This is a genomic window from Nocardioides sp., from assembly GCF_016462705.1.
Taxonomy (GTDB): domain Bacteria; phylum Actinomycetota; class Actinomycetes; order Propionibacteriales; family Nocardioidaceae; genus Nocardioides.
In genome coordinates this window covers 1-19,564 of record NZ_JAEMSS010000076.1, presented here as the reverse complement: position 1 = coordinate 19,564, position 19,564 = coordinate 1, and the positions used below count along the sequence as shown (strand labels likewise).

The following is a 19,564-nucleotide window of genomic DNA, read 5'->3' as shown; positions in this document are numbered from 1 at the left end:
CGATGACCACGGGCCAGTCCTGGGTCACGCCGATCTCGCGGGCGATCTGGTAGCGAAGGTAGTCGACGTCGTAGCCGACGCCGCGGGTGCCGTAGGAGCCGAGGTAGGAAAGGTCCTTGCGCAGCTTGGCGCTGTTGACGCCGGCCGCGGCGGCGAGCTCCTCGCTGGAGCAGGTCGTGATGTCCTGGTCCGCGAGCGCGCTGAGCGCCCGCAGGTAGACGGGCAGCCGCGCCACCGTGGCCTCGGGGATGTCCCGGGCGCTGTGGGCGTGGCTCCTGGCGGTCACTGCTCTTCTCTCCAGCCACCGGAGGGGGTCCAAGAGGCCCGTCGACCCCGGCGGCGCTCGCGTCGTTCAGGCTATGCGCTTGTGAACGCGAGAACAAAACCGACCGGGTGAGGGCAATACCACAGTGCCTCGGCTTGACCGGGGTGGGGTCAGACCGTCAGGGCGGCCCGCAGCCGGGCCTCGTCGACCCGCCAGAAGTCGTGCTGGCGGCCGTCGACGAAGGTCACCGGGATCTCCTCGCCGAACCGGTCCATGAGGGCCGGGTCGTCGAGGATCGAGATCTCCTCGTAGGTCTCCCCCAGGTCGGCGCAGACGCGCTCGACGACCGCGCGGGCGTCGTCGCAGAGGTGACAGCCCGGCTTGCCGTAGAGGACGACGCGCGGCGCGGGCACGGTCACTCCAGCAGGCCCAGGGCCCGCCGGCGCTCCATCCCGCGCAGCCGGCCCTTCTGGACCTTGCCGGTCACCCCGACCGGCAGCTCGGCGACGACCTCGACGCGGCTCGGCTGCTTGAACCGCGCCAGCCGGGTCTCGCAGTGCTCCCGGACCGCGGCCTCGACGGCCGCGGCGTCCCGGCCGGGCGCGACGACGTACGCGACCACGGCCTCGCCCTGGAGCTCGTCCTCGACACCGATCACGGCCGCCTCGGTGACCCCGTCGACCTCGCGGATCACGTCCTCGACCTCGACCGGGTAGACGTTGAACCCCGAGACGATCACCAGCTCCTTGAGCCGGTCGACCAGGAAGAGGTCCCCGCTCGGGTCGAGAAAGCCCACGTCACCGGTGGACCACCAGCCCTCGGAGTCCGGCCCGTCCGAGCCGTCCGGCCAGTAGCCGCTGAACAGGTTCGCTCCCCGGATCGAGATCTCGCCGGCGTCCTCGCCCTCGGGGGTCCCCCCGAGCTCGTCGACGAGCCGGATCTCGACGCCGGGCAGGGCGGCGCCGACCGAGCCGGCCTGGGGGTGCTCGCTCACCAGGGTGCTGGTCACGACCGGCGAGGCCTCGGTCAGGCCGTAGCCCTGGTGGATCGGGATGCCGGTCCGCTCGGTGAACTCCGCCATGAGCTCCGGCGCCAGCGGTGCCGAGCCGGAGAGCATCAGCCGCACCGGGCCGAGCCGCTCGCGGAGCTGGTCGACGTCACGCCAGTAGGCGAAGACCGCCGGGGCGACCGGGATGACGCTGCAGGCCTCGTCCTCGATCAGGTCGAGCGTGCCCTGCGGGTCGAAGCGGGCCGCGAGCACGAGCTTGGCACGGTGGCGGAGCACGACGCCGAGGACGGCGTTCAGGCCGTAGACGTGGAACAGCGGCAGCACCGCGAGCACCACGTCGTCCCCGTGGATCATCGGCGGGTCGACCGCGGCGACCTGGTCGATGTTGGCGAGCAGGGCCCGGTGGGTGAGCATCGCCGCCCGCGGGCGTCCCGAGGTGCCGCTGGTGTAGAGCAGCGCCGCCAGCTTCTCGGGGTCCTGCAACGGCGGGATGGCGTGCGCCCGCTCGGCACGCAGGTGGTCGTACGCCCGCTCGTCGGGCTGCAGCGTCGCACCCACCACCACCAGCCGTGGCCGCACCAGGCGGGAGAACAGGTCGGCCTCGATCGAGCCCTCGGGATGCTCCCCGGCCATCGCCTCGTCGAGCGCGGCCAGGGCCGCCCGCACCTCGCTGACCGCGTCCGCGTCGGCCACGACGATCCGCGAACCGGAGTCGGCGATCATCCGGGCCAGCTCGCCGGCGGTGGCCGTGGGGTTGACCGGGACGGCGACCGCCTGGGCGCGCAGGACGCCGAGGTACGTCGCCACGAACTCCAGCCGGTTGCCCATCACCAGCATGACCCGGTGCCCCGCGACGATCCCGGCGGTGCCCAGCCCGCTGGCCAGCCGACCCACCTCGTCCTCGAGCTCCGCCCAGGTCATGCCGCGGCCACCGGCCTCGACGATCGCGGTCTTGTCGGGGTTCTCGGCGGCGGCGCGGGTCAGCAGGTCGGCGACGTCGGTGGCCCGTTGCTGCGGTACGGCCTCCTCGTCCATGGGCGGATACTTCCATAGGCGGGTGGGGCTTGGGCTGGTCGTGGTGCTCGTTGCGGTGGAGCAGGTCCGGGGCAGGACCTCCCACTCAGCTGGTCCGTTCTTGGTGCTGGGGGTGGTGCCCGCGCGCGGGCACCACCACCGTCTGCGAGGGGTTGCCCGGAACAAGCGCGTTGATCGCACTCACCAGGTGCGTGCGAATCGCGCGTTAGTGGTCTGAGGCGGGCGGGGGCAGCGGCGGGGTCCCCGGATATCCGGTGACCCCTGCACTTCTGCACCTAGATCTGGGTGCAGAAGTGCAGGACTGGGTGCAGAAGTCCGGACCCCGGCGTCGGAGTCCCCTGATATCCGGGGACTCCGCCGGCCCGAGCCGTGTTGCGAGCGTCGGGCTGGTACGCGCGCGGCCGCCAGCCCAACACCAGGACCGGCCACGTGCACAAGCACCACGCCCGAGCCCAGGAGCGCGCGCAGCCCCACGGCAACCCCCCGCGCACTACGGTGACCTCCGTGGTGGACCGCAGACGTCTGGATCTCCAGCAGCGGTCGGCGCTGGCCGGCGAGGCGGCGGCGGCCGCGGCCGAGGTCGAGACGGCCCTGGACACACCGGCGGACCCGAGCCGGGCGGCCTTCTTCGACGTGGACAACACCGTCATGCAGGGCGCGAGCATCTTCCACCTGGCCCGGGGGCTGCACCGGCGCAAGTTCTTCACGACCCGGGAGATCGCGGGTGCGGCATGGAAGCAGGCCTACTTCCGGGTCGTGGGTGTCGAGGATCCCGCGCACGTCGCCGAGGCCCGCAGCTCGGCGCTCGCGTTCATCGCCGGACACACGGTGGCCGAGCTCGAGGAGCTCGGCGAGGAGATCTTCGACGAGGCGATGGCGCACCGGATCTGGCCGGGGACGCGGGCCCTGGCGCAGATGCACCTCGACCAGGGCCAGCGGGTGTGGCTGGTGACCGCGGCGCCGATCGAGATCGCGAGCATCATCGCGCGGCGGCTCGGGCTCACCGGCGCCATGGGCACCGTCGCGGAGCACAAGGACGGCGTCTACACCGGAGCGCTGGTCGGCGACATGCTGCACGGCCCCGCGAAGGCCGAGGCGATCAAGGCGCTGGCCGCGCGGGAGGGGCTGGACCTCAGCCTGTGCTCGGCGTACTCCGACTCCTACAACGACCTGCCGATGCTGACCATGGTGGGCGACCCGTGCGCCATCAACCCGGACGCGCGGCTCCGGGCGCACGCGCGCGGGCAGGGCTGGCGGATCCGGGACTACCGCACCGGGCGGAAGGCGGCCCGGGCCGGGCTGGTGGTCGCGGCCGTCGCGGGCGGCCTCACCGGCGCCGTGGCCGCGGGGGTCTCCCTGCGGGGCCACCACCGCGGCTGAGCCAGCGACACCTGAGGCCGGCGCACCGGGGCCCTACCGATCCAGTGGACGACTGTGCGCTGAATGTGGCGCATCGCACGTTCGGTTCCGCCATGTGACTTTGGCCTCTACCATGAGAGGGCTCACGGGGGAGCAGCAGTGCATCGGGAGGGGAATCCCACAATGGCGCGCGCCGGCCACGATCTAGCGCAAGGGCTCAACGCCCTGCGCGACGCGGTCCTCCGTGCGCTGGCCGGGACGCTCGAGCCGTTCGGCCCCCAGCCCGCCCTCGTCACCGTCGACGGTCAGCAGGTTCCGGCCTCCGAGGTGTCCCGCTGGCTCCTCAGCGAGGCCGTCGCCGGTGAGCGTCCCGACGGTGTGGCCGGCGGTGTCGGCGGTGGCTTCGGCGACGCGGACCTCGCGGCGTCCTCCGAGGAGTCGGAGGAGGAGCGCACCCGCCTGATCGCCCTCGTCGAGCTGGCCCGCAAGGGCGACTCCGAGGCGTTCGGCATGCTCTACGACCACTACCAGGGCTCGGTCTACCGCTTCCTCTTCTACCGGACCCGGTCGGCCACGCTGGCCGAGGACCTCACCTCGGAGACCTTCTTCCGGGCCCTGCGGAGCATGCAGAGCTTCCGCTGGCAGGGCAAGGACTTCGGCGCCTGGCTGATGACCATCGCGCGCAACCTCGCCACCGACCACTTCAAGGCCGGCCGCACCCGCCTCGAGATGACGACGGAGGACATGGGGCTGCACGACGACGCGACCGAGGGTCCGGAGACGTCGGTGCTCGCCAGCCTCACCAACGAGATCCTGCTCAAGGCGCTCACCGAGCTGCCGGCCGAGCAGAAGGACTGCCTGATCATGCGGTTCCTCCAGGGCATGAGCATCGCCGAGACGGCCGATGTCCTGGGCCGCAGCGAAGGCGCGGTCAAGCAGCTCCAGCTGCGCGGCGTACGCAACCTCGCCAAGCTCATGCCGGAGGGGGTGAGGTGATGGCGACGGTCCCCGCACCTGTGTCGGAAATCGTTCTCCGCAATGCGTCCGCGCCCGTAACCTCGCGCTCCCGAGCGTCGTTCTTCCTGGTGTCGAGGCCCGCTCACGGGGAGACAGGCACCGGCACGAACGGACGAGGAACAAGCGATGAGTAGCCTGCACCCGGCGCGACGAGGCGCCGAGCGGTTCAACGCCTCGCTCGAAGCCGAGCGCGGCGCGGTCCGCGACCCTCGCGACGCCGAGCTGCTCGAGCTCGTCGAGGCGCTGCAGTCGGTGCCGCCGGTCCAGGCCAGGCCCGCGTTCGTCGCCGACCTGCGCGAGCGGCTGATGCTGGCCGCCGAGACCGAGCTCATCGTTCCCGACTCCCCCGCCGCGCTGACCGACCGGCTCACGGTCCGGTCGAGGCGTACGCCGCGCGAGCGCCGGCTGGCGGTCGCCCTCGGCGGTTTCGCCATCGTCGGTGCCACCACCTCGATGGCCGTCGCCGCCCAGAGCGCCATCCCCGGCGACGTCCTCTACCCGCTCAAGCGAGCCATGGAGAACGCCGAGGCCGGCTTCAGCGTCAGCGACGAGGCCAAGGGCGCCACCATCCTCGAGAACGCCTCGGGCCGGCTCGACGAGGTCGACAAGCTCGCCCGCCAGGACGACGTGGACGCCGTCGCGGTCTCCGAGACGCTGACCACGTTCGCCAGCCAGGCCACCGAGGCGTCCGAGCTGCTGATGGACGACTACTCCGCCACCGGCTCCGAGGAGTCGATCAACGAGCTCCGAGACTTCACCGCCGTGAGCATCGAGGTGCTGGCCGACCTCGAGGAGGTCATCCCCGAGAGTGCCGAGGCGGCCCTGCTCGACGCCGCTCAGGTGCTGTTCGAGATCGACACCCTCGCCGCCAACCTGTGCCCCGTGTGCGACAGCCTGGGCATCATCGAGATCCCGGTGCCGCTGCTCGCCAGCGGGGACGCCACGATGGACGACGCCGCCGTCTCGACCGCTGCCGACCAGGCGGACGACCTGAAGCCCGGCACCGGCGACAAGCCCGACCAGGGCGACCGTGGCCCGGTCACCACCATCACCGACGCCCCGGAGGCCGACACCACGGAGCCGGAGCCGACCGACCCGGTCCAGCTCCCGACCCAGGGCTCCGGGGGCAACGGCAACAACCACGGCAACGGCAACCCGCAGAACCCGCTCGGCTCCGGCAACGTCTCCATCCCGACCTCGGTGCCGACCGTCGGGGTGCCGGTCGTGGACGAGGTCGTGAGCGAGGTCGTCGAGGGTGTCAACGGGGTCGTCGACGGGTTGACCGGCGGGTTGACCGGGACCAACCCGTAGGTCCGTTCACCCGGGGACATTGCGTCCCAGCCAGCGCTGCGGGGGGTGCCGTCCGCCTCGCTCGGCTGCTCGAGCTTCGTCTCCGCGACGGCGCGGAGCGCCGTCAGCGGAAGACGGACTCTCGCTTCATGAGGAGCGAGTAGAGGGTCGACTGGATGGTCTCCCGCACCTGGTCGGTGACGTCGAAGACCAGCATCGGGTCGTCGGCGGCACCGGAGTCGAACTCGTCGGTGCGGATCGGTTCCCCGAACTCCAGGAGCCACTTCGACGGCAGCGGGACGAGGCCGAGCGGGCCGAGCAGCGGGAAGAACGGCGTGATGGGGATGTAGGGGATCCCGAGCACCCGAGCCAGGCCCGGCACGTTGCCGACGAGCGGGTAGATCTCCTCCGCCCCCACCACCGACAGCGGCACGATCGGTACGCCGGTGCGCAGCGCGGCCGAGACGAAGCCGCCCCGCCCGAACCGCTGGAGCTTGTAGCGCTCGGCGTAGGGCTTGCCGATGCCCTTGAAGCCCTCGGGCCAGACGCCGACGAGCTCACCGGCGCGCAGCATCCGCTCCGCGTCCTCGCTGCACGCCAGGGTGGTGCCGCTCTTGCGCGCCAGCTTGCTGACGACCGGCATCCTGAAGACGAGGTCGGCGCCGAGCGGGCGCAGGAACCGGCCGGTGTGGTCGTGGATCGAGACCATCGTCATCAGGCCGTCGACCGGGATCGTGCCCGAGTGGTTGGAGACGACCAGGGCGCCGCCCTCGGTGGGGATGTTGTCCACCCCGCGCACCTCGATCCGGAACCACTTGTCGGCGATCGGCCGGAGCGCGGTCATCAGGAAGCGCTCGGTGATCTCCTGGTCGAAGCCGTACTCGTCGACGACGTAGTCACCGCTCACCCTGCGGCGCAGGAACGCCAGGAAGCGGGCCAGCTGCGGCTCCCACTGCTCGCCGAACAGCTCCCTGGCGGCGTGCTGGAACGCCGCGAGCCAGTCCCCCGCCGGGATGCCGGCGAGCGGACCGCGGTCGCGGACGGTCGTCGCGGCGAGCACCGGGTCGTGACCGGCGTCGGGAGCCGGAGCCTCCGTCAGCCGCGGCGCCGGTGGCGTCGGTGGCGTCGGCTCGGTCGGCTCGACGGCGGGCTTCCTGGGGCGATCGGCCGCCGGCGTCGTCGGCTGGTCGGTCGCGGGGCGCGCGCCGTGCCGGGGCCGGGAGGGCCGGTCGGCACGCTTCTCGGCGGCCGGCTTGCCCGGGCCGGCCAGGCTCCGGGACGCCGAGGAGGGCTTGCCGCTGGCACTCCCCCGCCCCGGGCGCCCCCGGGTGCCGATCGGGATGATCTCGGCGTCACCCATCGAGCACCCCCGACGAGCTCGGCAGCGCCGGCGTGGAGGGCAGCGCGTCGGCCAGCACGCCGAGCAGCCGCTCGGTGCGCCCACCTGTGGGCGTCAGCGACCGGGCGAAGTCGGCGAAGGCCTCCTCGGTGGTCATCGACGGCTCGAACCCGAGCTCCTCCCGCATCCGGGTGGTGTCGACGCCCCGACCGTAGGTGAGGAAGCCGAGCTGCTCCGGTGAGAAGTCCGCCAGCCGCGCCTGCCTCAGGAAGGACCCCGCCTGGCCGACCGCGAACCCCGGCATCGAGACCGTCGGACGCTTCAGCCGCCGCATCGCCTGGCTCAGCATCAGGATCCCGTCGCCGGCGACGTTGAACGTGCCGGGGACCTCGTTGGCGACGGCGTAGCGCAGCACGGACAGCAGGTCGCGCTCGTGGAGGAACTGGAGCCGGGCGTCGTAGCCGAACACGGTGGGGACGACGGGCAGCCGGAAGTAGGACGTCAGCGGGCTGACCACGTGGGCGCCGATGACGTTGGCGCAGCGCAGCATGGTGACCCGGACGTCCGGACGGCGGCGCGCGAACCCGCGCACGTAGCTCTCGATCTCGGCGACGTCCTTGGCGTAGCCCGCGCGCGGGGCGCGGCGCGGCTCCATGTCCTCGGTGAACATCGCCGGGTCGCGGTTGCTGGCGCCGTAGACGGTCGTCGTCGACTTCACGACGAGGTGCTCGACCGTCGGCGCCTTCTGGCACGCGGCGAGGAGCTGCATCGTGCCGATGACGTTGAGCTCTTTCATCGTGTTGCGTCCGCCGGCACTGCCGGGCGTGGAGATGACGCTCATGTGCACGACGGTGTCGACCCGCTCCTTGGCGATCACCTTGGCGATCACCGGGTTGCGGATGTCGGCGCGCACGAAGGAGACGTCGCCGATGTCACCGCGGGGCGGGACCACGTCGACGCCGATCACCCTGCCGACGCAGGGCTCGGCCGCGAGCGAGCGCGCGAAGTGCCGCCCGAGGTCGCGGGAGACCCCGGTGACGAGGACGACGCGGTCTCCGGCGGCCATGGTGTGGGAGCCTCCGAGTGCTCTCAGGCCTACTTGCCGAGCTTGCGACGCTGGACGCGCGTCTTCTTCAGGAGCTTGCGGTGCTTCTTCTTGGCCATGCGCTTGCGCCGCTTCTTGATGACCGAACCCACGTGGAGACCTCTCAACCGATTGGAGACCCACGAGTCTCGTGCCGCGGGACCGGACCAGCCTATCGGTCGGGTGACCGCGCAGCGAACTCGCCGCAAGTGAGGTCACCCACGGGGGCTCCGCCCGCGTGGACCCCCGAGGCGTTCTCGGGGCTCAGGCGAGCCGAGATCCGTCAGCCGGCGTTGTAGAAGCTGTTGCGCAGGTAGTCGTTGACGTCGTCCTCGACCACCCGGAACGAGCGGCCCACCCGGACAGCCGGCAGGTCACCGTTGTGCACGAGGCGGTACACCGTCATCTTCGAGACGCGCATCATCGCCGCGACCTCGGCCACGGTGAGGAACTTCGCGTCTGACATGTCTCCAGCCATCACGCACCACTTTCTCTGCAACGCACGCTGGCCCGGCCGCCGGCTTCCCCACCGGCGCGCTCCGAACCTCGCACGGTGAGAATAGGGCCTCCTGTGACTCGTGGGGAATAGGTTCACGAAAGTCGTCTGAGTGGTCTACGGCGTGTCGAGTTGCGATCGGGACCGTCGTGAGTGTCATCCCAGCCATCGTCGCGGGGTCTCGACCCGTCGATCAGGGCAGCGGGTCGAGCCCGTGCAGCGGGAACACCGCGCTCCGGGTGGCGTTGACCGCCCGGTCCAGCCAGGTGCCCGGGTCGTAGCCGTCCGACCACGGCCGGAAGCCGGGGGTCTTGCCGTCGGTCAGGGACGCCGGCGGCACCACACCCGTCCGCTCCCGGACGTAGGCCTGCCAGGACTCGGGGGTCGAGGTGGCGGGGTCCAGGGGGGCGCCGCCGACGATCGCCAGCAGGTGCGTCCAGGCGCGGGGCACCACCTCGACCAGCGCGTAGCCCCCGCCGCCGGTCACCACCCACCGGCCGCCGGCGACCTCGTGCGCCAGCTCGTGCAGGGCCAGGTACGCCGCGCGCTGGCCGTCGACGCTCAGCATCAGGTGGGCCAGCGGGTCCGCCGCGTGCGAGTCGCAGCCGTGCTGGGTGACCAGCACGTCGGGGGCGAACTCGCGGACCAGGTCCGGGACGACCGCGTGGAACGCGCGCAGCCAGCCGGCGTCCGAGGTGCCCGGCGGCAGGGCGACGTTGACCGCGCTGCCCTCCGCGCCCTCGCCGCCGAGGTCCTCGGGGAACCCCGTGCCAGGGAAGAGCATCTGCCCGGTCTCGTGCAGGGAGATGGTCAGCACCCGCGGGTCGTCCCAGAAGATCCGCTCCACGCCGTCGCCGTGATGGACGTCGACGTCGACGTACGCCACCCGCTCGGCGCCCTGGTCGAGCAGCCACTTGATGCCGATCGCGACGTCGTTGTAGACGCAGAAGCCGCTGGCCCGGCCCTGCATGGCGTGGTGCAGCCCGCCGGTGACGTTGGCGGAGTGGAGGGAGTCGCCGCTCCACACCTCCCGGAACGCCGCGAGGCTGGCGCCGACGACGTGCGCGGCGGCCTCGTGCATGCCGGGGAACACCGGGTTGTCGTCGCTGCCGAGGCCCACCTGCAGGTCCGGCTCGTTCGTGCGGCCGCAGCGCTCCACCGCCTCGATCAGGCGCTGGTCGTGCACGGTGGCGATCTCGTCGAGGGTCGCGAGCGGGGCACCGACCAGCCGCAGCCCCGGACCGCCCACCACCCCCAGGTCGGTGGCCAGCCGCATCGTGAGGTCGACCCGCACCGGGCTCATCGGGTGCGCCGGCCCGAAGTCGTACTCGGTGAGCGTCGGGTCGAAGACGACCGTCGCCGGCCCCGGGCACTCCATGCCTGTGACGGTAGTCTCTCCCCCGTGCTGACGGTCTCCCACCTCACGTGGTGGCCCGCCTGACGGCGGCCCACCGTTCCAGCACACCCTTCACACGGCCGCCCACGGGCGGCCGTTCTGCGTTTCCCGGCGCGTCGCCCGTGGGCCCTTCACCCCAGGAGCCCACCTCATGACCAGGACCCTCTCCCTCCTCACCCCCTCCGGGCGGCTCACGCTCGGCAACCTGCTCGGCGCGCTGCGGCCGATGCGGGAACGGCAGGAGGACGGCTTCTACGGCGTCTCGGACCTGCATGCCATGACCACCGAGCACGACCCGGCGCTGCTGCGCGAGCGGACCGTCGAGATGGCGACGCTGCTGCTGGCGGCCGGGCTCACCGAGGCGACCCTGTTCCGGCAGAGCCGAGTGCCCGCGCACGCCCAGCTCGCCTACCTGCTCGAGTGCACCGCCACCACCGGCGAGCTGAACCGGATGGTGCAGTTCAAGGAGAAGGGTCGAGCGGTGGGCTCGACGCGGGTCTCGCTGTTCACCTACCCGGCCCTGATGGCCGCCGACATCCTGCTGTACCGGCCCGAGCAGGTGCCGGTCGGTGACGACCAGCGCCAGCACGTGGAGCTGACCCGGGACCTGGCGCTGCGCTTCAACCGGCGCTACGGCCAGGTGTTCACGGTGCCCGAGGTGGCCACTCCCCCGGTCGGGGCCCGGGTCATGGACCTGCTCGAGCCGAGCCGGAAGATGTCGAAGTCCGCCGACCCCTCGTCCGGCGGATCGGTGTTCCTGCTCGACCCACCCGACGTCGTCCGCCGCAAGGTGGCGCGCGCCGTGACCGACTCGGACGCGGGGATGGATGCCGTCCGTCGGGACCGGGACGCGAAGCCGGGCGTCACGAACCTGCTCGACGTGCTCGAGGCGTGCGGCGGCTCCGCCGAGGGGATCACGACGTACGGCGCCCTCAAGAAGGCCGTGACCGACGCCGTGGTCGCGGTGCTCGAGCCGCTGCAGGTCCGCCATGCCGAGCTCGCCGCCGACCCGGCGTACGTCGCCGAGCGGTACGCCGCCGGCGAGGCGCGCTGCCGTGAGGTGACCGCCCCCGTCCTGGCCGCCGCCGAGGCGGCGATCGGGCTCTAGTCAGGCGGCGTCCAGACCCAGGTCTGGTTCGAGAGGCCGGCGCCGTCCTCGTAGCCGGCGTCCTCGTCGCGGCCGCCGAACACCAGCAGCCGGCCGTCGACGACCGCCGCGCCGGCGCCCCGGTCGACCGGGGAGTCCGGGCGGCCGAACGGCGTCCACGTGCCCGCGCGGTCGTCGTAGACGTAGCCCCAGCCGACGACGAGTGGCCCCTCCGCGGCATTGACCGTGACGTGGTCGGGGGCGCCGCCGTCGGCGTCACGGACGCCGGGCAGCTCCGACCACTCGCCCGTCTCGGGATCGAGCCGTCCGCCCTCCGGCGGGTCGCCGTCCAGGCCGGCCGCGACCTGGATGTCGGCGTTGACCAGGTGCTCGCCCGACCAGTGCCTGACGCAGCCGACCTGGCGGCTGGGCGGGAGCCTGGTCCACGCCGCCCCGTCCCACCGGTCGACGACCACGAACCGCGGGGTGCTGCCGTCCTCCTCGACCGCGGGGTCGGGACCGCAGACGAACACGTCGGACCCGTCAGAGGTCACCGTGTAGAGCTCGAGGCGTGGCTCGATCGGGTCCCGCGGCAGGACCGACCACGACCGCGACCCCACGTCCAGCTCGAGGACGTCGCCCGCCCGAGTCGCGGTCAGCACCGAGCCACCCCGGACCGTGAGGAGGCCCAGGTCGCGGGGCCGGCGCGGCGGCGAGGGGAGGCGCGTCCAGGCGTCGGCACCGGCGTCGTAGGCCAGCCATCTCCCCGCCCGGCCTTCCGCGGTGACGGCCAGGACGACCATCGTGTCGCCGACCATCGCGGACCGGTAGTAGTAGGGCAGCGGCTCGGGAGCCGCCGCGATCGGCCGCCACGTGTCGGTGGCCGGGTCGTACGCCGCGCCGTCGGCGACCGGTGCGGCCGGGCCGCCACCGCTGTCATCCGGGACGACCGCGGTGTCGCCGCCGACCACGAGCACCTCGCTGCCCGTCCAGCCGACCTGCGGCGACGTGCGTGGCGAGAGCGGCATGTCGGCGGCGCGTGTCCAGCTGCCGTCCGGTTCGGGCACCTCGGGGTCGTCCGCGCACGCGGACACCAGGACGGCCAGGAGCACCGCACCCAGGAGCCTCACCGTCGTGTGACGCCCCCGGTCACGTCGGCGTTCCACGGCGCGCGTCCCGCTCGGCCAGGTCCCTCAGCGTGCGCAGCTGCTTGCGCATCATCACCAGGTCGCCCCAGGCCAGGGCGTGCGCCCGGGCCCGACGCAGCGGGCCGTCGGACGAGGCGGCGATCCGGCAGACGATCCGCGACCCGGACGGGCCGGGCTCCGCGGCGTACGTCATGGCGACGCGTCCGAAGAGCCGCTCGCCGCGGGGCGTGGTGACCGCGGTCCAGTGGTGGCCGTCCTCGAAGGAGGCCAGCCGGAACACGATCGCCATGGTCTTGCCGAGCTCGAGCCGCTCGGCCCCGGGGGTCAGCTCGCGGGGGCTGCGGCGGCCGCGGTTGTCGACCCAGTCAAAAGAGTACGGCGCCACCGCGACCTGGCAGAGCCAACGCCAGGTGACCTCGACGGGTGCGGAGACGCCGATCGCCCGGGTCATCAGCAGGACCGGGCCGGGGACGGCGGTGTCGGCGTCGTACGACCGCTGCCGCTCGTCCGGGGTCGCACCCCAGACGAGCGGCAGGTCGGTCATGCCCTCATGATGCCGCCATCACGCCGGGACCGGCGCGGGCCTCCGTCGGGCCAGGGCGGCCACGCCCGCGACGCCGGCCAGCGCGGCCATCGTCGCCGAGGTGAGGAACGCCGCCTGCGCGCCGGGCAGGAACTCGCCCGGCACCGAGCCGGCTGCGTAGACGCTGACGATCACCGCGAGGCCGACCGCGCCGCCGAGCTGCTGGAAGGTCTGCAGCAGCCCCGACGCGGCCCCGGCGTGCTCCGGCTCGACACCGCCCAGGACGGTCGAGGTGATCGGCATGAAGGCGATCCCGGCGGAGAGCCCGTTGAGGACCATCGGGCCGAGGATGCCGCTGACGTAGGAGTCGCCGGCGTCCAGGGTGCTCAGCCAGGCGAAGCTCGCCGAGAGGCCGACCGCCCCGAGGGCGATCATCGGCAGCGGGCCGACGGCCGCCATAATCCGCGGGGTCACCCGGGAGGTGGCGAAGATGCCAACGGTCAGCGGCAGGAACGCCAGGCCCGAGGCCATGGGCCCGAACCCGAGATCGTGCTCGATGAACTGCACGGCGAGGAAGAACATCGACAGCTGGCCGCCGAACACGAGGGCCATCACCGCGAGCCCGCCGACCCGCTGCCGGCTGCGGAGCAGGGCAGGACGCAGCAGCGGGTGCGCGACCCGGCGCTCGGTGACGCCCAGCACGACGAGCAGCAGCACGCCGGAGAGCAGCCCGAGGAGGGTGCGGGCCGAGCCCCAGCCGTGCTCGGGCGCGCCGATGAGCGACCACACGATGGCGACCGCGCCGCCGGTGGCGGTGACCGCGCCGACCACGTCGAACCGTCCGGGGCGCCGCGCGGTCTCGTCGACGAAGCGCGGGGCGAGGACGAGCACCCCGACGGCGATGGGGACGTTGATGAACATCGTCCAGCGCCACGAGCCGAGGTCGGTCACGGCGCCGCCGAGCAGCAGCCCGATGGACATGCCGGCCGACGAGACCGCGCCGAAGAGGGCGAGGGCCCGCAGCCGGGCGGGCTCGTCGGGAGCGCTCGTCATGAGCAGCGCCAGGACGCCGGGGGCGGCCAGCGCGGCGCCGGCGCCCTGGGCGGCCCGGGCCAGCACCAGCATCTCGGGGGTCTGCGCGAGCCCCCCGAGCAGCGAGGCGATGGCGAAGACGCTGAGGCCGGCGAGGAACATCCGGCGGCGCCCGAAGACGTCGCCGAGGCGGCCGCCGAGGAGGAGCAGTCCGCCGAACGCCAGCGTGAACGCGTTGAGGACCCACGAGAGCGAGGCCGGGCCGAAGCCGAGGGCGGTGTCGATCTGCGGGAGCGCCACGTTCACGACGGTCGCGTCGAGCACGAACATCAGCTGGGCGACGAGGACGATGGCGATGCCGGTCGCGGCGCGCCCGGCGTTCGGTGGAAGGTCGGCCGGGAGACGGTCGGCCTCGGTCGAGCTGTCTGGTGGAGTGAGGGTGGATGTCATGGGACTTGTCATGGGAGAGGTCCTGTTCTGGCCGGGTCGGCCGCGGTACTCTTGATCCGGAGGGTTCCTCCGGTTCCTGCACCACGATACGGAGACCGTCTCCGTTTAGCAAGCGAGAAGTGGAAGAAAGTCATGCGTGCCGACGCGAAGCGCAATTACGACCGGATCGTCGAGGTCGCGCGCGAGGTGTTCCGCGAGCAGGGCTACGACGCCTCGCTGGACGAGATCGCCAAGCGGGCCGGCGTCGGCCCGGGCACGCTCTACCGGCACTTCCCCACCCGGGACGCGCTGCTCGACGCGATCATGCAGAGCTGGGTGCAGCGGGTCGGCGAGGCCACCGAGAAGGCGCTGGCCCACGAGGGCTCGGCGCGCGACCTGCTGGTGGCCTGGTTCGAGGAGTACGTCCGGCTCATCAGCGTCCACAAGGGCGGCCCGGCGAAGATCACCTCTGCGATGGGTGACCCGGACTCCCCCATCCGGACGAAGTGCCAGGTGCTCACCGACGCCAATGCCAAGGTCGTCGAGCGGCTGCGCGACGAGGGCGCGCTCAAGGACGGCGTCGAGACGCTCCAGGTGTGCCGGCTGATCGGCGGCGTCGCCACCGTCGCCGACCAGAGCGACCTGGACGAGACCGCCGTCCGGCCGATGCTCGAGGTCGTCGCCGACGGGTTGGTCAGTTCCTAGGCACGCGACGCGACCCAGCGGGACGGGCCACCCCGCGCGAGCGGAGCGAGCCTGCGAGCGGAGCGAGCGACGCCCCGCGATCGGCCTCGGGCCACGATGGACGGCGAAGCGCGCGAGCGCAGCGAGCGTCCGTCGTGGGCTGGGGCCGAAGCTCGCGGGGGTTAAGGGTCAGCCAGCTCGCGGGACCGGTCCCGCGCGGCCTCCATCGCGGCCAGGAACGCCGCCCGCACCTTGTGGATCTCGAGCTCGCGCAGCGCCGAGGCGGTCGTGCCGCCGGGCGAGGTCACCTGCTCGCGCAGGACCGTCGGGTGGGTGCCCGTCTCGCGCAGCATCTTGCCCGAGCCGACGAGGGTCTGGATGACGAGCTCGCTCGCGGTGGTGCGCGGCAGGCCGAGGTGCACGCCGGCCTCGATCATCGACTCGACGACGAAGAAGATGTACGCCGGCCCGGAGCCGCTGATCGCGGTGACCGCATCCTGCTGGCGCTCGGGGATCCGGACGACCTTGCCGACCGACGCGAGCAGCGACTCGGCCTCGGCCAGGTGCTGGTCGTCGCAGTGGGAGCCGGGCGAGATGGCCGCCATGCCCTCGTCGACCAGCGCCGGGGTGTTGGGCATGACCCGGACGACGGCCACGCCTTCCGGCACCCGGGACTCGATGTAGGCGGTGGTGATGCCCGCGGCCAGCGAGACGATGAGCTGGCCGGGTCGCAGCGACGGGGAGATCTCCTCGAGCAGGTCGGCCATGTCCTGCGGCTTGACCACGATCGCGACGGTGTCCGCCTTGGCGGCCGCCTCGGCGTTGCCGACCACGCTGACGCCGTACCGCTCCTCGAGCTCGCGGGCGCGCTCGGGCCGCTTCTCGCCGACCAGCAGGTGGTCGACGCGGCGGCCGGCACGGACGAGCCCCGACAGGAGGGTCTCGCCCATGACACCGGCGCCGAGGATGGCGGTCTGGGTCATCGTGTCTACCTCCTGTGCTCGGTCTGTGATCTCGACCCGCCCGTCGCGACCCCGCTGCTGCGTCGCGGTGGCTGCGGGCTCACTTCTTGGAGATCAGCGATCTCAGGAAGAATGACAGGTTCTGCGGGCGCTCGGCGAGACGACGCATCAGGTAGCCGTACCACTCGGTGCCGTAGGGGATGTAGACCCGCACGGTCTCGCCAGCCCGGACCAGGCGCCGCTGCTCGTCCGGGCGGATGCCGTAGAGCATCTGGAACTCGTAGCTGCCCGGCTGGCGTCCGTAGCGGCTCGCCAGCGACGAGGCGATCTCCACCAGCCGGGGGTCGTGCGTCGCGATCATCGGGTAGCCCTGCCCCGCGAGCAGCACCTTGAGGCACCGGACGTAGGACCGGTCGACGTCGAGCCGGTCCTGCCAGGCGACCGCCTCGGGCTCGTTGTAGGCGCCCTTGCACAGGCGCACCCGCGACCCCTCGTAGGCCAGGGCGCGGCAGTCGTCCTCGGTGCGGTGCAGGTAGGCCTGGAGCACCGCGCCGGTCTCCGGGAAGTCCTTGCGCAGGTCGCGCAGGATCGACAGCGTCGAGTCCGTGGTGGTGTGGTCCTCCATGTCGAGAGTGACCGTGGTGCCGGCGTTGCGGGCGGCCCGGCAGATGGCGCGCGCGTTCTCGAGCGCGACCTTCTCGCCGTTGTCCGGCAGGGCCTGGCCGATCGCGCTGAGCTTGACCGAGACCTCGGCGCCGGCCACCAGGCCGCGGGTCAGGCCGCGCGACGACAGCTCCTTGAGCACCTCGACGTACGCCGCCACCGTGGCCTCGGCGCGCTCGACGTCGGTGGTGTCCTCACCGAGGAAGTCGAGGCTGACCCGCAGGCCGTCGGCGATCTCGCTCGCCGTGGCGGCCACGACGGCCTCGGTCGTCTCCCCGGGGACGTAGCTGCGCACGATCCCCGCGGAGACCGGCATCGAGCTGACCAGCTTCTTGACCTGGTTGCTGCGGGAGAGCATCAGCAGCGGCTGGCGGAGCAGGGCCATGTGATCCAGGCTACGTGTCAGGTCTCCTAGTCCGTGCGCCGAGGCAGGGTGGCGGCACCGAGCGCGAGGCAGGCCAGGGCGAACCCCGCGACGACGGCCAGGTCCTGCCAGACCTCGCCCGTGGACGAGCTCTGCGTCAGCGTCTGCATCGCGTCGACGGCGTACGACAGCGGCAGCACGTCACTGATGGCCGACAGCGTGTCGGGCAGCGCCGGACGGGGCACGAACAGCCCGCAGAGCAGGATCTGCGGCAGCACGAAGGCCGGCATGAACTGCACGGCCTGGAACTCGGTGCGGGCGAACGCGCTGGCCAGCAGACCGAGCGCGGTGCCGAGCACGGCGTCGAACACCGCCACCACGCCGAGCAGCCAGACCGGGCCGACGACGTCGAGCCCCAGCAGCCCGACGCTGACCGCGACGGCCAGCACCGACTGCGCGGCCGCGACGAGCCCGAACGCGATCGCGTACCCCAGCAGGAAGTCCAGCTTGCCCATCGGCATCGCCAGCAGCCGCTCGAGGGTGCCGGACGACCGCTCGCGGAGCGTCGTCACGCTGGTCACCAGGAACATCACGATGAACGGGAACATCGCGAGCAGGGCCGGGCCGAACCGGTCGAAGGTCTCCGGCGCGAGGCCCTCGAACATCCACCACAGCAGGCTCATCAGCAGGCACGGCAGCAGGAGCAGCATCCCCAGCGTGCGGTGGTCGCGCCGGATCTGGGTCAGCACCCTGACGGCGACCGCAAGGGTGATCCGGGGGGTCATGCCGCGGCTCCTTCCACGAGCGAGAGGAACGCCGCCTCGACGTCCTCGGCGCCGGCGCGCTCCTTGACCTCGGCGGGCGTCCCGTCGGCGAGGATCACGCCGTCGCGCATGAGGAGCAGCCGCTGACACCGTTCGGCCTCGTCCATCACGTGGCTGGAGACCAGCACCGTGACCCCGCTGTCCGCGAGGCTGTGGAACAGCCGCCACAGGTCGCGGCGCAGGACCGGGTCGAGCCCGACCGTCGGCTCGTCGAGCACCAGCAGGTCCGGGCTGCCGAGCAGCGCCACGGCGAGGCTGGCCCGGGACAGCTGGCCCCCGCTGAGCTCCCCGGCGACCGCGTCGGCGTGCGACCCGAGGTCGACGGCCGCGATGACCCGGGACACCTCGGCCTGGTCGCAGCCCAGGACGCGGGCGAAGAACCGGAGGTTCTCGGTCACCGTGAGGTCCTCGTAGACGCTCGCGTCCTGGGTGACGTAGCCGACCCGGTCTCGCAAGGGCCTGCTGCCCGCCGGTTCGGCCAGGACGGTGACCTCACCGCTCCGGGTCTTCTGGACCCCCACGATGCTGCGCAGCAGCGTGGACTTGCCGCAGCCGCTCGGCCCCAGCAGGCCGGTCACGACGCCAGCGGCGATGTCGAGGTCGAGGCCGTCCAGGACCCGCTGCCCGCCTCGGTCGACGGTGAGGCCACGAACTTCGATGGCGTTTTTCATCATGCGATGAATTATGCCCACGGCCGGGCCGCCGCCGCAAGCCGTCGCTCACCGTTCGTGCGGCCTGGTGGCCGGCACGCCGGTACGCCAGCCGTACGAACGGTGAGTGAGAAGGCCCGGGCGGGCCTACGGCAGCGGGCCGGTCAGGTACCGCTGGATGGTCGGCGCGTAGATCGCCACCACGTCGTCCGCGGACATCGACGCGATCGGCTCCAGCGCCACGACGTACCTCATGATGATGAGCCCGAAGACCTGGCTCGCCACCACCGGCATCCGCAGCTCCGGCCGGTCGATCCCGAGCGCGACGCCGACGGGTCCGAGCACGACCGGCACGAACCCGTCCCGCATCAGCCGCGGACCCTCGGGGTCGACCAGGCTCCGGACCACACTGAGCAGCGGCAGCCGCAGGTCCGGGTCGTCCCACACCGACAGGAACACCCGGAGCATCCGCTCGGCGGCCCCGTCCACCCCGCCCGCGAGCGCCGGGATGAGCAGCTCGCGAGGGTCGAGCGGCAGCTCGAGCGCCGCCAGGAACAGGTCGTCCTTCGTCTTGAAGTAGTGGTGCACCAGGGCGGAGTCCACGCCCGCGTCCCCCGCGATGCCCCGGACCGACGCGCCGGCGTACCCCTTCGCCGCGAACGCCTGCCGGGCGGCGGCGAGGATCGCCGCCCGCGTGTCGGGCGACCCGGGCCGGCGACCCCGCCGGCCCGCTGAGGTGGTCATGCGGAGAGGCTACGGCGACGACGCGGCCCGGCTCCGCAGGTGCTGCCCCGGGCGTAGTCCCCCGGGAGTACGCCGGCCGGTCGACGGCCGTCAGATGCCTCCCCCGGGCCGACGACGCGGACGGCCGGCCCGACCGAGCATCGGGACATGACCCTCCAACAGAC

General features: G+C 72.5%; 21 protein-coding genes. 5 read left to right on the top strand and 16 right to left on the bottom strand.

Going from position 1 to position 19,564, the window contains the following annotated elements:
• The 3 genes from JHD21_RS11385 to JHD21_RS11375 form a co-directional block, all read right to left on the bottom strand.
• A partial coding sequence (locus JHD21_RS11385) for a winged-helix domain-containing protein (RefSeq protein WP_292674994.1) occupies window positions 1-286 on the bottom strand: 286 nt, incomplete at its 3' end.
• Between the two features lie 149 nt (window positions 287-435).
• Entirely contained in the window at window positions 436-678 is a 243-nt protein-coding gene (locus tag JHD21_RS11380; protein ID WP_292674991.1) for a glutaredoxin family protein, read from the bottom strand.
• 2 nt (window positions 679-680) lie between these two features.
• Window positions 681-2,309: an AMP-binding protein gene (locus tag JHD21_RS11375; protein WP_292674988.1), complete on the bottom strand. Its 1,629-nt coding sequence runs from the start codon at window positions 2,307-2,309 to the stop codon at window positions 681-683.
• Window positions 2,310-2,813: 504 nt separating this feature from the next.
• Between JHD21_RS11375 and JHD21_RS11370 the strand changes: the two genes are divergently transcribed.
• From JHD21_RS11370 to JHD21_RS11360, 3 genes are all read left to right on the top strand, one after another.
• On the top strand, window positions 2,814-3,689 hold the full coding sequence (locus JHD21_RS11370; RefSeq protein WP_292674985.1) for an HAD-IB family hydrolase: 876 nt from the start codon (window positions 2,814-2,816) through the stop codon (window positions 3,687-3,689).
• Window positions 3,690-3,851: 162 nt separating this feature from the next.
• On the top strand, window positions 3,852-4,664 hold the full coding sequence (locus JHD21_RS11365) for a sigma-70 family RNA polymerase sigma factor (protein WP_292674982.1): 813 nt from the start codon (window positions 3,852-3,854) through the stop codon (window positions 4,662-4,664).
• Window positions 4,665-4,811: 147 nt separating this feature from the next.
• Window positions 4,812-5,996, top strand: a complete 1,185-nt coding sequence (locus JHD21_RS11360) for a DUF5667 domain-containing protein (RefSeq protein WP_292674979.1) — start codon at window positions 4,812-4,814, stop codon at window positions 5,994-5,996.
• A 103-nt stretch (window positions 5,997-6,099) separates the two neighbouring features.
• On the opposite strand, the gene JHD21_RS11355 is transcribed toward JHD21_RS11360, so the two are convergent.
• From JHD21_RS11355 to JHD21_RS11335, 5 genes are all read right to left on the bottom strand, one after another.
• A complete protein-coding gene (locus JHD21_RS11355; RefSeq protein ID WP_292674976.1) occupies window positions 6,100-7,335 on the bottom strand; it encodes a 1-acyl-sn-glycerol-3-phosphate acyltransferase in 1,236 nt (411 codons plus the stop codon).
• Window positions 7,328-8,380, bottom strand: a complete 1,053-nt coding sequence (locus tag JHD21_RS11350; protein ID WP_292674973.1) for an NAD-dependent epimerase/dehydratase family protein — start codon at window positions 8,378-8,380, stop codon at window positions 7,328-7,330. Before JHD21_RS11350 ends, JHD21_RS11355 begins: the two co-directional genes overlap by 8 nt.
• A 29-nt stretch (window positions 8,381-8,409) precedes the next feature.
• The gene (locus tag JHD21_RS11345) at window positions 8,410-8,511 is read right to left on the bottom strand and encodes an AURKAIP1/COX24 domain-containing protein (RefSeq protein ID WP_008356322.1); all 102 of its coding nucleotides are present in this window, start codon (window positions 8,509-8,511) and stop codon (window positions 8,410-8,412) included.
• 170 nt (window positions 8,512-8,681) lie between these two features.
• Window positions 8,682-8,864: a helix-turn-helix domain-containing protein gene (locus JHD21_RS11340; RefSeq protein WP_292674969.1), complete on the bottom strand. Its 183-nt coding sequence runs from the start codon at window positions 8,862-8,864 to the stop codon at window positions 8,682-8,684.
• A gap of 223 nt (window positions 8,865-9,087) precedes the next feature.
• Complete coding sequence (locus JHD21_RS11335; RefSeq protein WP_292674966.1) at window positions 9,088-10,272, bottom strand: acetoin utilization protein AcuC; 1,185 nt, start codon at window positions 10,270-10,272, stop codon at window positions 9,088-9,090.
• Window positions 10,273-10,441: 169 nt separating this feature from the next.
• Between JHD21_RS11335 and trpS the strand changes: the two genes are divergently transcribed.
• On the top strand, window positions 10,442-11,398 hold the full coding sequence (gene trpS / locus JHD21_RS11330; RefSeq protein ID WP_292674963.1) for a tryptophan--tRNA ligase: 957 nt from the start codon (window positions 10,442-10,444) through the stop codon (window positions 11,396-11,398).
• Here the strand turns inward: trpS and JHD21_RS11325 are convergent.
• Genes JHD21_RS11325 through JHD21_RS11315 form a run of 3 tightly spaced genes read right to left on the bottom strand, consistent with a single transcriptional unit; the run spans window position 11,395 to window position 14,530 of the window.
• On the bottom strand, window positions 11,395-12,507 hold the full coding sequence (locus tag JHD21_RS11325) for a hypothetical protein (protein ID WP_292674960.1): 1,113 nt from the start codon (window positions 12,505-12,507) through the stop codon (window positions 11,395-11,397). The two genes, trpS and JHD21_RS11325, sit on opposite strands and share 4 nt — an antisense overlap.
• Window positions 12,508-12,526: 19 nt before the next feature.
• Window positions 12,527-13,069 carry a hypothetical protein gene (locus tag JHD21_RS11320; protein WP_292674956.1) on the bottom strand — a complete coding sequence of 181 codons (543 nt, stop codon included), beginning with the start codon at window positions 13,067-13,069 and terminating at the stop codon, window positions 12,527-12,529.
• 18 nt (window positions 13,070-13,087) lie between these two features.
• Window positions 13,088-14,530 (bottom strand): MFS transporter, encoded by a 1,443-nt coding sequence (locus JHD21_RS11315; RefSeq protein ID WP_292674952.1) that lies wholly within the window; start codon window positions 14,528-14,530, stop codon window positions 13,088-13,090.
• 132 nt (window positions 14,531-14,662) lie between these two features.
• On the opposite strand from JHD21_RS11315, the gene JHD21_RS11310 reads away from it, so the two are divergent.
• On the top strand, window positions 14,663-15,214 hold the full coding sequence (locus JHD21_RS11310) for a TetR/AcrR family transcriptional regulator (RefSeq protein WP_292674949.1): 552 nt from the start codon (window positions 14,663-14,665) through the stop codon (window positions 15,212-15,214).
• Window positions 15,215-15,375: 161 nt separating this feature from the next.
• Here JHD21_RS11310 and proC read toward each other — a convergent pair whose 3' ends face one another.
• From proC to JHD21_RS11285, 5 genes are all read right to left on the bottom strand, one after another.
• Window positions 15,376-16,176 (bottom strand): pyrroline-5-carboxylate reductase, encoded by an 801-nt coding sequence (proC, locus tag JHD21_RS11305; protein WP_292674945.1) that lies wholly within the window; start codon window positions 16,174-16,176, stop codon window positions 15,376-15,378.
• A 79-nt stretch (window positions 16,177-16,255) separates the two neighbouring features.
• Window positions 16,256-17,197: a proline dehydrogenase family protein gene (locus JHD21_RS11300; RefSeq protein ID WP_365695916.1), complete on the bottom strand. Its 942-nt coding sequence runs from the start codon at window positions 17,195-17,197 to the stop codon at window positions 16,256-16,258.
• A 32-nt stretch (window positions 17,198-17,229) separates the two neighbouring features.
• Window positions 17,230-17,967, bottom strand: a complete 738-nt coding sequence (locus JHD21_RS11295) for an ABC transporter permease (protein ID WP_292674940.1) — start codon at window positions 17,965-17,967, stop codon at window positions 17,230-17,232.
• Window positions 17,964-18,680, bottom strand: a complete 717-nt coding sequence (locus tag JHD21_RS11290) for an ABC transporter ATP-binding protein (RefSeq protein ID WP_292674937.1) — start codon at window positions 18,678-18,680, stop codon at window positions 17,964-17,966. Before JHD21_RS11290 ends, JHD21_RS11295 begins: the two co-directional genes overlap by 4 nt.
• A 123-nt stretch (window positions 18,681-18,803) precedes the next feature.
• Window positions 18,804-19,400 carry a TetR family transcriptional regulator gene (locus JHD21_RS11285; RefSeq protein ID WP_292674934.1) on the bottom strand — a complete coding sequence of 199 codons (597 nt, stop codon included), beginning with the start codon at window positions 19,398-19,400 and terminating at the stop codon, window positions 18,804-18,806.
• Between the last annotated feature and the right edge of the window lie 164 nt (window positions 19,401-19,564).